At 55.7% G+C, this 12,554-nt stretch carries 9 protein-coding genes; 2 read left to right on the top strand and 7 right to left on the bottom strand.

The window, feature by feature from the left end:
- Positions 1–40: 40 nt before the first annotated feature.
- On the bottom strand, positions 41–175 hold the full coding sequence (locus DRW39_RS22765) for a hypothetical protein (protein WP_255419224.1): 135 nt from the start codon (positions 173–175) through the stop codon (positions 41–43).
- 57 nt (positions 176–232) lie between these two features.
- Here DRW39_RS22765 and DRW39_RS01065 point away from each other — a divergent pair, with 57 nt between their 5' ends.
- Positions 233–841 carry a YceI family protein gene (locus tag DRW39_RS01065; RefSeq protein ID WP_116105138.1) on the top strand — a complete coding sequence of 203 codons (609 nt, stop codon included), beginning with the start codon at positions 233–235 and terminating at the stop codon, positions 839–841.
- A 39-nt stretch (positions 842–880) separates the two neighbouring features.
- Positions 881–2,161, top strand: a complete 1,281-nt coding sequence (locus DRW39_RS01060) for a hypothetical protein (RefSeq protein ID WP_116105137.1) — start codon at positions 881–883, stop codon at positions 2,159–2,161.
- Between the two features lie 321 nt (positions 2,162–2,482).
- On the opposite strand, the gene DRW39_RS01055 is transcribed toward DRW39_RS01060, so the two are convergent.
- The 6 genes from DRW39_RS01055 to DRW39_RS01030 all read right to left on the bottom strand — a co-directional run bounded on the left by DRW39_RS01055 (position 2,483) and on the right by DRW39_RS01030 (position 12,539).
- Positions 2,483–3,328 carry a helix-turn-helix domain-containing protein gene (locus DRW39_RS01055; protein ID WP_116105136.1) on the bottom strand — a complete coding sequence of 282 codons (846 nt, stop codon included), beginning with the start codon at positions 3,326–3,328 and terminating at the stop codon, positions 2,483–2,485.
- Between the two features lie 65 nt (positions 3,329–3,393).
- A complete protein-coding gene (locus DRW39_RS01050) occupies positions 3,394–5,052 on the bottom strand; it encodes a DUF1593 domain-containing protein (RefSeq protein WP_198664740.1) in 1,659 nt (552 codons plus the stop codon).
- Between the two features lie 359 nt (positions 5,053–5,411).
- On the bottom strand, positions 5,412–5,651 hold the full coding sequence (locus DRW39_RS01045) for a hypothetical protein (protein WP_116105135.1): 240 nt from the start codon (positions 5,649–5,651) through the stop codon (positions 5,412–5,414).
- Positions 5,652–6,196: 545 nt separating this feature from the next.
- The gene (locus tag DRW39_RS01040; RefSeq protein WP_116105134.1) at positions 6,197–7,717 is read right to left on the bottom strand and encodes a family 43 glycosylhydrolase; all 1,521 of its coding nucleotides are present in this window, start codon (positions 7,715–7,717) and stop codon (positions 6,197–6,199) included.
- Positions 7,718–7,928: 211 nt separating this feature from the next.
- Positions 7,929–10,670: a beta-galactosidase GalB gene (gene galB / locus DRW39_RS01035; protein ID WP_116105133.1), complete on the bottom strand. Its 2,742-nt coding sequence runs from the start codon at positions 10,668–10,670 to the stop codon at positions 7,929–7,931.
- A gap of 174 nt (positions 10,671–10,844) precedes the next feature.
- Positions 10,845–12,539: a RagB/SusD family nutrient uptake outer membrane protein gene (locus tag DRW39_RS01030; protein ID WP_116105132.1), complete on the bottom strand. Its 1,695-nt coding sequence runs from the start codon at positions 12,537–12,539 to the stop codon at positions 10,845–10,847.
- Positions 12,540–12,554 lie beyond the last annotated feature (15 nt).

Here is a 12,554-nt window from a genome sequence, read left to right as displayed (position 1 = left end):
GGCTTCGGATACCTCGTGGCTGCGATCGCGGGCCGTCATTTTACCCCGGGATCCGACCGCCGGGAAGAACGCGTTGATTGCGGGCATCTGACGCAGCGTGGGCCAGGTCGAAGGCGCGTCGGTCGACGACGCGGCCCCTCCCCTGTGCTACATCAGCGGCGGCAATGATCTGCATCAGCAGTCCGGCGGGGGTAGCCCGGTACTTTTAGGTTCCTAACCAACCAACTTAAATATGAAGTATCCCATTACGACGCTACCCCTGCTCTTACTTTGCATGCTAGGCGTCAGTCCCGCCGCCAACGCCCAGGCCACTTACGCGGTCGCCGGCGACCGGGACGTCAACGTCCGCTTGCTCGGCACCTCCACCGTCCATGATTGGGAAATGAAGGCCAGTTCCGTAACCGGGGAGGCGGAGTTCGTCTTTTCCCCCGGCAACGCACAGGAACTCACCGCCCTGCCCGCACTGACCTTCTCCCTGGCCGTCAAGGACCTACGCAGCGAAAGCAACAGCATGGACAACAACGCCTACGACGCCCTGCGGGCCGAAGAATACGAGCGGATCGACTACCTGCTGGCTTCCGCCGCCGTATCCCCCGAAACCGGTGGATTCCTGCTGAAGACCAAAGGGAAACTTACCATTGCGGGTACGACCCGGGATATTGTAATGGACGTCCACTTGTCCGTCGACCAAGACGGCACGGTCACCTGCCGCGGCTCCTACGACCTGAAAATGACCGACTACGGCGTAGATCCCCCCACCTTCCTCCTGGGTGTCATGAAGTGCGGCGATGACCTTACTCTCGAGTTCTCGGTCGATTACCGGAAGAATGCCGGCGTCTAGCCTCTTCCCCTTTCTACTACCCCCCCTCAATCAACTACCATGAGAAGTGTACTCCTATTAATTCTCGGTACGCTCGGTACGGTCCTCTACGCCCAGCAACCCGATCTGCAGTTCTTTCGCCCCAACGACGGGCGCGGTCTCAACGTTTTCGAAACCAGCAAGGCCGATACGGTTCCCTTCCAAGGCGTCCGGGTACAGGTGGGCGGGGACTTCGCGATGCAGTTCCAGAGCATAAACCAGTCCAACGACGCCAACAGCCTGGTCGAGCTCGGCACCAATTTCAACTTACCCGTTGCCAATCTTAACCTCGACGTACAGCTACTGGACGGCGTGCGCATGCACCTCACCACCTACCTCTCGTCCCGGCACCACGAGGACGCCTGGGTTAAAGGCGGCCATCTCCAGATCGATCGCCTCGACTTCATCCAGCCCGGTTTCCTGGCGGGGCTCATGGAAGTCGCCACCGTCACCATCGGCCTGGACGAGTTTAACTTCGGGGACACCCACTTCCGCCGCAGCGACAACGCGCGGGTCGTCTTCAATCCCTTCGTCGGCAACTACATCATGGATGCCTTCTCCACAGAGGCCTTCGGCCAGCTTACCCTACAGAAAAACGGACTCCTGGCCGTCGTCGGCGTCACCAACGGCAAACTCAATCAGAGCGTGGTGGTAAACGAAAACACCGATAACCAGCTCTCCTTCTACGGCAAAGTTGGGATGGATAACCAGTTCAACGAGGACTTGCGCGTCCGCCTAACCGCCTCCGTCTACACCAACCAAGGTGCCTCCACCGGCACGTGGCTCTACGGCGGCGACCGTACCGGCGGGCGTTACTACAACGTACTCCACACCCAGCCCGACTCCCTCGGCACTACCCAGGGCGGCGAGTTCGAGGGTCGGTACAACGCCCGCTTCGTGAAGCTCACTTCGCTGCAGGTAACTCCCTTCGTAAAGTACCGGGGGCTCGAATTTTTCGGCGTCTACGAGCGGGCCGGCGGCAGTAATGTCAGTAGCGTGCCGGAAGTCGGCAAGGAAGGCGCCTTCACCCAACTGGCCGCGGAACTCGTCTACCGCTTCGGCAGCGAAGAGCAGTTCTACCTCGCCGGCCGCTACAATACCGTGCGGGGGAAGGCTACCGAGAATGCCCCCCAGGGTCTGAAGATCGATCGCCTCAACGTCGGCGGCGGCTGGTTCCTCTCCAGGAACATCCTCACCAAGGTCGAATACGTCAGGCAGCGGTACACCGGCGACGCCTGGACGGGCCGGTTTGCGGGCGCGGAGTTCAGCGGCGTGAATGTAGAGGCCGGGATCAGCTTCTGATTTTGAAAACAGCTCCGGGTACTTATGTCTTCCCCGCCCCACGGCGACAGTAAATATACCCGTCGCAAGGTAACGAGGGGGCGGGGGCGTTTTTGGGTTGTGATCGTACTAGGTTCTTGGGGTACGGCCGGGAGGTTATGAAAACCACCATGTGGGCAGGAAAACGTCTACTAAAAATAAAACAGCCGTACTCTGTTTCCCTTGAATCATTGATCACCAGCACAGCAAGCGATTTCGCTAGGTTGTAACTTCTGCACACACTGTAACCTAAGGAAACCTAAACGAAATCCCAATCCAGCTAAGCGCGAAGGCTCTGGGCGGCTACCTCCGGTGGCGGTCGCGGTACTCCCGTGGCGTGCAGCGGTTCGCTTTGCGAAAGGCGGCGTTAAAGCGGCTCAGGGAGCCAAAGCCACTCGCGAACGCAATTTCGGTGACGGAATCCGCAGTAGTAACGAGCTGGCGGCTGGCAAACGCAATGCGTTCGGTGGTGAGGTACTCCCCCAGCGTCATACGGAAAGCCCGTTTGAAGACGGTATTCGCGTAATCGGGGTGCAGCCCGACCGCCCTTCCGATGTCGGCGGACCGGATGGGTTGGCGGAAGTTTTGAGCGATGAACAGAGCAATCTGTTCCACCCGGCCTATCTCGTCGCCACTTCCCTGCAGCCCCCGATGACCGCTAGTCGTTTCGGTCGCAGGAGGAGCGAGAAGTGCCATCCGCGCCAGGCGGGCATGGAGTTCTAGTAGCATAACCTTGCGACTGGCCGGATCGCCGGCGCCGGCCGCCCAGTTGGTAAACAGCACCTCGTCCGGAGTGGCCATCTCCTCCCGCTGGTCCATGACCACGCTTCCCGTTAGAATGCGTTCAACGAAGGGAGCCGGCAGGTTCCACTCCAAAAACAGGGAGAAGGGAATGGTTACCACGAAGTAGGGCTCTACTCCCTCGTGGTCAACGATCTGGTGGGAAGTGAGTCCCCAGAAGGCGGCGATCCGCTTGGGCGGAAGGGTGATCCGGCGGTCCTGAAGTAGGTAGGTGACCGAACCGGTGGGGAGGTAATTGAGCTCAATTTCATTGTGCCGGTCCGGCCGCCCCATGAGGCTGGGTGTCCACCGCTCACAGCTTAGTCCGTAGGGTTTAAAAGGGGGGCGGGATTCGTTGAAGGTTGCCATTCCGATGGGTGAACGGATCAACCGTCCGTGATAAATAGTCCTTAAAAAGCAAGCTCGCTTCTTACTCAGTTGCCCATACCCACGTCAATAATCATGCGGCGGTAGGCGACAAGGGACGGAGCTCCATTGTCCCGGACTTCCAGGAGGAGGTGCAGCCTTTGACCCGCCGCTCCTTCGGGAATGTTGACAATGCATGAAGAAGCTTCATTCCCTGCAATGGTGACTGGACCGTCGTAGGAGCTAGCTTCCGGATAGTAATACCATGCGTAGTGCAGCATATCGCCGTCCGGATCCGACGATCCTTCCGCGCTCAGAGAGATGTCCGTGCCCGGATACGCCTCCATTGTCAGCACCTCCCTGGACTGACTGTCATTTAGTACGGCCAGGGGATGGTGGTTTGCCGCAGCGTAGGTATCGGTAATGCTCCAGTCCATGCGGGCGGCGAAGTCGTCGTGAATAGCCCGCTTCCACCGGCTGAAGGTGGCCTCCCCCACCGGAACGTTTCCGTACATGTAGTAGGGATCGTACTTTTCCTCCGCCCCTGCCTCAATTTTGGCGACTTCCGACATGCTGCGGATGCCCGCCCGCTCAGTCGTGTCGAAACGCCCGCCCCAGCCTCCTTGTCCAACCTGCTCCGGATCGTTCAGGCCATTAGGATATACGTGCAAAAATGCAGGTGTGTCGCCCTCGGTGGCCCAGATACGGTCGGGATAAACGGCACCCAGCGGACCGTGGTTCTGTATTTGCTCGTCCAGGTATGAATCCGTGGGCTGCCAACCGTAGACGTCAGTGGCGCGGATATAAAATACCCCAGGGAAAGTGTGGGCGATCCAGGCCCCGGCGTCGTCCTGACCCAGGATGTCGAACAACCTCAGTTTGGCTAGGAAGTTTTCAAGTTCCTCCGGCGAGCGGGTTTCGCGGACGGTCCAGATGGCCTGCGCAACCGTATTCATTCCGCCCCAGCCCATGACCCATACGGGGCGCGGGTCGCCACGGTCTACGGCGGCAATGATGAGGTCTGACCCCGGACTGTCCTTTCCCGTGCCAACGTTTCCCATGCCGTACCCGGTCTGTCCCATCATGGAGACGGACCGCAGATAATCCGGTGTGGGGAAGTCGGGGGCGTGTACCCTCAGGTTCGGATACGCCGCTGCGTACGCGTCGATCAGAGTATCGAGCATAGCCATATTGTACTGTTTCGGCTTCCAGCAGCCCGTCGAGACGATCAATCCCTCGATATCGTATGCGTCGGCGGAAACCAATTGGCGCACCATGGACTGTTTATCGTCCGGGTCGGCACCCAGATCAGTGGTGTTGATGATGCGGGGCTTGGCAAAGTCCGAAACTGGGGCATCGGTCTGCCTCGCCTGCTTGCTTGCGGCCTGCAGTGGCACCAACGAGTCCATATGAAGCTGAGAATCCGCCTGAAAGTCCCGCCGCCACTTTCGGATGCCGACGGGTCCTGGACCGTCTATGTAGTGATTACTGCCGGCTACGTGGACGTAAGTGAGGTCTTCCGGGTTGTTGATGCTGCGTGCGGCGCTGATTAGGTGGAGGAAGGAAGGCGAGTCCCCCTCGCGCACTTTGACCGGGAGAATGCCGGTACTGGTCATGATGCGATAATGGGCCGTAGCCGGTAGGGCAATCAGCAACAGCAAAACAACGAATAGAGAGAAGTGGAAGGGGGAATAAATTCGCAGGTTACGGCCGGAATATATGCCCACTCTAGGCAGTTGTGTAGTTCGCATGAATCGTATCCTGTTGAAATCAAGAATTATACGGAGACAAATGTATTCGGGCATTCCGGTGAAAACAAGTCAAAAAACGGACGCAACTTGCTGGATTCCGAGATTTTGGATGGCAATCACCTAATGCTCAAACGCATTCGCGTTCTTATACTCACGTCTTTACCTCAAACCAGCTACCAACACCCCAGTGCGGCCGGTCAAACACCTCCACCTTCCGCGCGTATATGTCCGTTGTGTTCGACTCTTCGTGTCCGAGCAGCGGGCCCGGCTCCTCGCGGATCATTCCGGCTTCCGTGAGGCAGCGTCGCCCGGGTATGGCGGACGGTGTGGAGACATCACCCGTTTTCGATCCACGCGGCGGTGGCCACCTGGTCGACCAGCTGCTGGATACGGCGATCGGAGTCGGCCTTTCCCTGCCGGCTGCATAACAGCGCGCCGGACTTCCGGTCGCCAAAGTGCAGCCGTAGCATCCCGACTAGCTCCGCGCTGATGATTACCCTGCAGCGCTTGTCCCCCTTCCCCCCCACAACGAGCCGCCGCTGGTCGTATATGGACCTATTGGCACCAGGTACCATAAGATTTCATGACCTTCATTTCAGCGGCTTTCCGCGAGTAAGCACCGTTCCTTAGGGTCGTTGAAAATGTCAGGATTGTGTAATACCGGTCTCTGCAAGTGGAAACGCCCGGTACATCCAACCGCACCTAGGAAACAGCAGAGACCCCACCGAGTTGCCCTACCGTGGTGAGTCGGTAGGCATAAGAACTATTCGCTAACCCAACTTTATGAAGAATTATTCTACTTCCGGCGCTGCCGGCTGAATCTGAAAAGAATGTAGCTTCTCGATAGCTCCAAAGCCTACTTGAACGTGCTTAAAAGTGGTATCGTAGATTAGGCCCTGATCCTAAGGATGATCACCCACCCACCGGTATCCTTCTGCGTAGTCCTTACCACTACGCCACCCCATTTTCCTAGTATTGGATATCGGTAGGGCAAACGTAAGCAGTGTCCTTATACCTGCTGACAGCTAACGTTTCTGCCGCGGCCGTGTCTCAGCAATCGGGCAGATGATCCGTATGAGTTGACCAGATCATATAGACCAATAGAATTGGATCTACAGTCTCAGTCTAGCACCTCAAACTTAAAGTCGCTGAAGCGCACCTCTCCTTCTCCGTAAGCAAAAAAGCCTGGCAGCACGCTGATGAATTCGTAGAGGGTGTTGTGGTGGTAACCGGAGATGTCCATGCCCCAAATCTCCTTAATCCACTCCATTCCATCGTAGCTGTAGTAACCAGTAACGATGTGGTCGACGGTGCGGATTTTTAACCAGAAATGGCCATTTTCCGCCCTTGGCCAAGTGCCACGAACGTCGCCCTTGCGCCAGCGGATCCGCTTTTCGGTATCAATACCGGTGCCCACGTAGAAATCTTCCTTGTAAAAAAGGGTCAGGCCCCCTACGGCGGCGGAATCAACATCAATTTTGGCGCTTATCTCGTAGTTGTGTACGCCGGGTACGAAGAGCATGGGGGCGGATGCACCCGGGTTGGGCCCGAATGCCTGCAGCGTCACCGTGCCGTTGTCCACGGATACGCGCTCCGGGGAGTACTCTTTGAAGAACTTCCATTCGTAACCGATACGAAACTCATTGAGGTGTTCAAGGCGGTCGATTGGCTGTCCGGATGGAATAGGCCTGGTCATCGGCCTTTCTATGGCGGTGCCCGCAGGTGCAACGAGCCAACCGTGGTCATCGATCTCCACGGGTTCGATGAGCGTCTGCCGGCCCATACCCAGGAAGCCGTTTTCGTAGGCGTGGTAAACGACCCACCAATTGCCATCGGGGGTGTCTATGAGGGAGCCGTGCCCCTTGGCCCACCACTGTTCCGAGTCCGCCCGGGTGCGGACCAGCGGATTATTGGGAGCGTTTTCCCAGGGACCATCAATGGTCTTAGCGCGCGCAACGGTGATCATGTGAGAAGTTGGGGGACCGGCCGTACCGCCCTGGGCGGCCAGAAGGTAGAAGTAGTCTCCGATCTTTTTGAGCTTCGGACCTTCCAGGTTGAAGCCGTCCGTTTCCCACTCGATAGGGAACTCCCAGCCGTCGTAGACCTTTTCGAGCGTCCCGTCCACTACAGACAGGCCGTCCGGGTTCAACTGGGCCCGGTAGCCACCGTTCATAAATACCCAGCGCTGTCCGGCGTCGTCAACGACGTGGCCGGGATCGATGCCATCGAGCTGCAGGTCTACCGGCTCACTCCAGGGACCGGCGGGATTATCCGCGTAGACAACAAAGTTCCCCTTGCCGGCTACGGTAAAGTAAATGTAAAAAGTATCCCCGTGCTTACACATATCGGGTGCCCAAACGGAGTTCATGTAAGTATCCAGGGCATTGCTGATCGGCTCCCAGTTAATGAGGTCTCTGGAGTGCAAAACCAGCAGTCCGGGCACATAATACATGGACGAGTGGGTCATGTAGTAATCTTCCCCGTCGCGCATAATGGTCGGGTCGGGGAAGTCACCGGCAAGAATGGGGTTACGAAAAGTAGTAGCGGAGCTATCCCCACCAGCCGGGGTAAGTGTCTGGGCGGAAACGAAACAGGAACCTAAGACCCAGGCGAGGAAAAGGAAGGGGGTGGTGGTTTTCATTCCAGCCAGTTTGTTGGGCTTGGTGAACCCTTGGAGTGCACGACGGGTAGGGTATCGGATGGGAGCACCTCTAATACCTCATGAAGCAAAATCTCAGATAATTAGGTTGTGCAATAGAATGGTGAAATTACTCACACCACAATACCTGACAATACGTTACAATCTTGGTTAGCGGTCCCATTACAGTACATTCCAGACAAGGGCAGAACGCTTACCGCGGATTCAATTCCAACTCGGCGGGGGCTAAACCCGGCGCCGTAACGCGCACAACAATCGGATCGGAGGAATCCTTATTTGCACGGATTATCGCCAATGCTAATCCGCCGAATGCGTTACGCTTAGGATCATGCAAACTTCGCAGGTCGGTCGGATCACCGTTATCCGTTCCCACAACTTCTCCTGGGCCGTTTAGGGTGACGGAAAGTAGGTGGGTGGCGGTGGGAACCCGAAGACCTTGACTATCTAGGACTTCAATGGTAACGAAGGACAAATCCTTACCGTCGGATGCGATTGTGGAACGGTCTGCGGTGAGGGCTATCTTTTGTGCGGTTCCGGTAGTTCGTACCGTATCTTGTGCCCATTCCATACCGTTGCGGTATGCCACCGCTACCAGACTTCCCGGTTCGTATCGGATGGAATCCCATCGCAGGCGGTAGGTAAAGGGTGATTTCGCTTTTTTGCCCATGGACTGCCCATTAAGGAATAACTCAACTGCATCACCCGAGGTGAATACGTGTACCGGAGTAATTTTACCGACGCGCCCCGGCCAGTTCCAGTGGGGAAGAATATGAGCCATGGGAAGCTCTGGCCGCCACCTTGACTGGTAGAGATAGTAGCGATCCTTTGGAAATCCCGCCAGATCAACGATTCCGGAATAGGAGCTACGCGCGCCGTAGTACGGGGTGGGTTCGCCGAGATAGTCGAAGCCCGACCACACGAATTCACCCGCCACGTAGGGATGCTTATCCTGGGAAGCAAATACTTTCTCGGCCGACGACCCGAATGCTGCTGTATACAATTCGTAGGCACTTACGAACTGAGTGACAGGATCGCCGCCGGAGCCGTCTTCAGCCGGTGCGCTGATGCCATCAAAGACGGGAAATAGGTACGTACCGCGTGAACTAAGTGCCGAGGCAGTCTCGCTGCTAATGATCATCCGATCCGGGAAAGCTTCGCGGAAAGAGGGATAAAGTGGTTCTGTATTGATTCCCTGCAAGTGCGAATAAGCCGGGGCGTTGCGAATCCCTTCTCCCTGATAGTTCAGACTTATTACCTCGACTTCCTTGGGGAAGTCCATGGGGGGTTTTGCATAATTCATCGCGGCCGTAGTGGGGCGGGTGGGATCCTCTTCGTGTACGATCGCCTTCAACCGAGCCGACAGGGCTGCGCCAGCGGCCTCGGTGTACTGCTCGCCTACCTCGTTTCCGTAGCTCCACAGAATGACCGAGGGATGATTGCGGTCCCGCCTAATGAAGGATCGGAGATCTGGTTCGTGCCATTCGGGAAAGATTAAGTGAAAATCAAGTGGCGTTTTCTTGCGCTCCCAGGAGTCAAAGATTTCGTTCACTACCAAAAAACCCATTTGGTCAGTCAGTTCGAGAAGTTCCGGGGCGGGTGGATTATGGGCCATTCGAACGGCATTTACTCCTAAATTCCGCAGAATCTGTAATTGCCGCTCCGCGGCCCGACGGTTAAAAGCGGCTCCTAATGCACCCAAATCGTGATGCTGGTTCACCCCCTGTATGCGAATCGCTTCACCGTTAACCACTAGGCCTCTTTCAGAATCGAAGGCAAGCGAACGTATCCCAAAGAGGGTAACGTATTCGTCCACCAGGCGGTCGCCCGCCTGAATCATCGTGACGGCTGCGTATCGATTAGGCGCTTGCGTGGGCGGCGGTCCCCACAGTCTGGGGCGTTCGATTGCTACAGAATCTACCGTGGCCCCCCGAGCCCCGGCTACTAAACTAAGCATTTGCGTCGGCACATTAGCCACCGGGGTTGTGCCTCTCTCCCCGAGGCTATCTACCGAATAAATGCGGGTGATAATGGAGACTTCCTGGGTTGCCTCCGAGTCATTTTGGATGGGTACTTCTACCCGAACCGTAGCTTTAGATTCGTTGACCGTCGGCGTGGAGACAAACGGACCCCATCCGGCGATGTGAGTAGGGTTCGTTTTTACCAACCAGACGCTACGATACAGCCCTCCGCCTGGGTACCAACGTGCAGATAAGGGCGGGTTATCTATGCGAATAGCTAGTTGGTTATCCTTTCCTACCTCCAGGTAAGGTGTAAGATCGAGCTGCCAGGAAGCATATCCATAGGGCCATCCACCCACTAGATGTCCGTTTAGCCACACCATGGCGTAAGACATCGCCCCTTCCACCTCTAACAGCACAGTTGCCGCCGTATCCGCCGCGGTGATATCCAGCTTTCGGCGGTACCATGCAACGCCGTGACTGGGTAAACGGCCCATACCACCACCTACTTCCGCATTCGTCCCCGACTGAAAGGGTTCGGAAATTCCCCAATCGTGCGGAAGGTCCACCGTCTCCCAGTTTCCGTCGTCGAACGAGGCCTTTACGAAAGGGAAATCTTGTCCAGGATTTCCGGACGGTCGCACGTGACGGTCGGAAGGCTCTCTAATAAAGTCGTTTGCAGTGGGTAAAATAAAAGGCTTTAACGTTTGCCGCTCAGCAGTAACCCGCACTGCTTCAGTTGGCCGAGAGTCAGCTACCTTATTGTCATTGCGGTCAGTCACCGCTGGGCGCACGTCGTAAATTAAAGAATCCGGCTGGCTATCATATCGCATGAATTTCCAGCCTTCGTTTAGGGAGATGCGTTGTCGGGGTGAAGTGTTTGCCTCTCCTTTTTGAAAACTAGTGGCTTGACAACTCCATAGGCAACACCCAAGGACTAAAAAACAAATGAACCGACGCTGCCTGCAATAAGGCATAACAAAGGAATTTACTGACGTTGAAAAAATGTTCCCGTTAAGCAGCCTTACCATTCCCGGCGATGTGAGCGCGAGGTTTGTGCGTACGGAAGTCGAAGGGAAAGTGCCCCGAGGAGGGCGTGTAAGGCTACCATACAATGCGAATGCACGATCCTTGCCGTTGTGATGGTAGCACTAATTATATCCTTCATTCTGTTCGAGGGAGCCGCCACGGTTGCGCTCAATTTCCGAGGCGGGAATTGGCCAAAGATTATGGTATGGCTGAATCCCGTCAGCGTAGAAAGGATTGCACATTTTAATCCTATCGTAGAGTTTTCCAAGGCGCATTAATGTAAACATCCGCTTTTCTTCCATGCCGAACTCTCGCATGCGTTCATCGAGAATGTAGTCGATGTCCATCTCGCCTGCCGAAGCTGCGGCGGCATTTGAACGCGCACGGACCACGTTAATATCGGCAACGGCTTCAGCTGGCTTTCCCATTCCAAGATAGGCTTCTGCACGTAATAAATACGTACCTGCCAACCGGAACATGTATTGGTCCGTATACGTTCCCCCGGCGGAGTTTTTTAGGTGCCAGGGGTAATTACCGGGGTTCTCATAAAGTGCAGGCGGGTGATTGTACGGGGTGGTAGCCTTGGACTGATAAGGATACATGCCCCGGTTAGGTACACCCGAAGTGATGGGGACGCCGCTCGTTCCCGTTGTATTTTCGGGAAGGTCGTGAAAGTCAATTAATTGGCCGAAATAAGGACTGGCCGGATTATTCGACTCGAATTTGCGCACGAAATTGTGGTTTGCATTACGGATATCGTTATCCGGATCATCGGCGTAGGCTTCGTCGATAAAGTAGGTAGACGGAGTAAGGAATCCAACTCCACGACCTCCGGTATAGTCTCCCGCTGGCCAAAGAAATGCCGAGACGCCGTCTATCTGAACATCCCGAATCAGGGGAGCATGTACGCGTTCCAATTGGTAAGACCCGGCTCGATCGGTACTCACCGCGCCGCCTCCCAGCACATCCGTTTCGCTCTGAATCACCCATAATGCTTCGGTATTACCGGCACCACGGTTCTGGTTGTTCCTGCGAAAAAGATCCCAGTAAACGTCTCCTGGCTCCTCGGTACTCCGCGTACCAAAGCGCTCCGTCATCAAAGCGGTGGCCGGGTTATCGATCACTTCGGTTGCTACCCGCATGGCCTCTTCAAATTGTCCGTCCGCAAGGTATACTTCGGCCAGAAGGTGTTGAGCTACCGTACGGGAAACCTCTCCGTCCTGCACTTCGGTGATATCTGGTAGGTTGTCAATAGCAAACAGGAGGTCGGTAATGACTAGAGCGTAGACCTCCTCCCGACTTGCCCGGACAAAATCCACCTTTTCTCCGGTCAACTCTTCGGTGAGAATTGGAACACCACCGTATAGGTAGGCTAGCGAGCGGAAGGCAAAAGCACGAAAAAACCGGGCTTTTGCCTCAAAACTGAGCTGCTGTTCTTCGGAAAGTTCGGAGTCCGGAGCACGGCTAATAATGGTATTCGCTTCGGAAACTATTTTATACAACTGCCCCCAATGGTAGGAGATGATCCCGGAATTAGGGCTGAAGTCCGCATCGAGATTTGGAACGGCAGTGGTAATCTGAAAGCCGACATCCGTCCGGTAGAGATACTCCATCGGATTGTAGTCATTTACTGTAAAGAACTCACTCCTTACTCTTCCGTATAGGTTATTCACCGAGGCATTGAAGTCATCTACGTTAGCGAAGGCGTTTTCCGTACTGAAAAAATCTAGCGGCGTCTCGTCCAGAAAATCTTCGCCGCAGGATCCCGTAGTAGCAAGTGCTACAATAAGCAGTAAATAAAAATTTAGACTCTTCATTAGTAATGTTTTGCA

The sequence above is a fragment of the Lewinella sp. IMCC34191 genome (genome assembly GCF_003390935.1).
Classification (GTDB): Bacteria; Bacteroidota; Bacteroidia; order Chitinophagales; family Saprospiraceae; genus Neolewinella.
The sequence above is the reverse complement of the archived record's forward strand: the minus strand, read 5'-3'. Positions and strand labels throughout refer to the sequence as shown.

What these genes read in the sequence shown, in the direction of transcription:
- DRW39_RS22765 (WP_255419224.1), bottom strand. Translation starts at nt 175, where the DNA reads ATGCAGATCATTGCCGCCGCTGATGTAGCACAGGGGAGGGGCCGCGTC.
- DRW39_RS01065 (WP_116105138.1), top strand. Translation starts at nt 233, where the DNA reads ATGAAGTATCCCATTACGACGCTACCCCTGCTCTTACTTTGCATGCTA.
- DRW39_RS01060 (WP_116105137.1), top strand. Translation starts at nt 881, where the DNA reads ATGAGAAGTGTACTCCTATTAATTCTCGGTACGCTCGGTACGGTCCTC.
- DRW39_RS01055 (WP_116105136.1), bottom strand. Translation starts at nt 3,328, where the DNA reads ATGGCAACCTTCAACGAATCCCGCCCCCCTTTTAAACCCTACGGACTA.
- DRW39_RS01045 (WP_116105135.1), bottom strand. Translation starts at nt 5,651, where the DNA reads ATGGTACCTGGTGCCAATAGGTCCATATACGACCAGCGGCGGCTCGTT.
- DRW39_RS01040 (WP_116105134.1), bottom strand. Translation starts at nt 7,717, where the DNA reads ATGAAAACCACCACCCCCTTCCTTTTCCTCGCCTGGGTCTTAGGTTCC.
- galB (WP_116105133.1), bottom strand. Translation starts at nt 10,670, where the DNA reads ATGCCTTATTGCAGGCAGCGTCGGTTCATTTGTTTTTTAGTCCTTGGG.
- DRW39_RS01030 (WP_116105132.1), bottom strand. Translation starts at nt 12,539, where the DNA reads ATGAAGAGTCTAAATTTTTATTTACTGCTTATTGTAGCACTTGCTACT.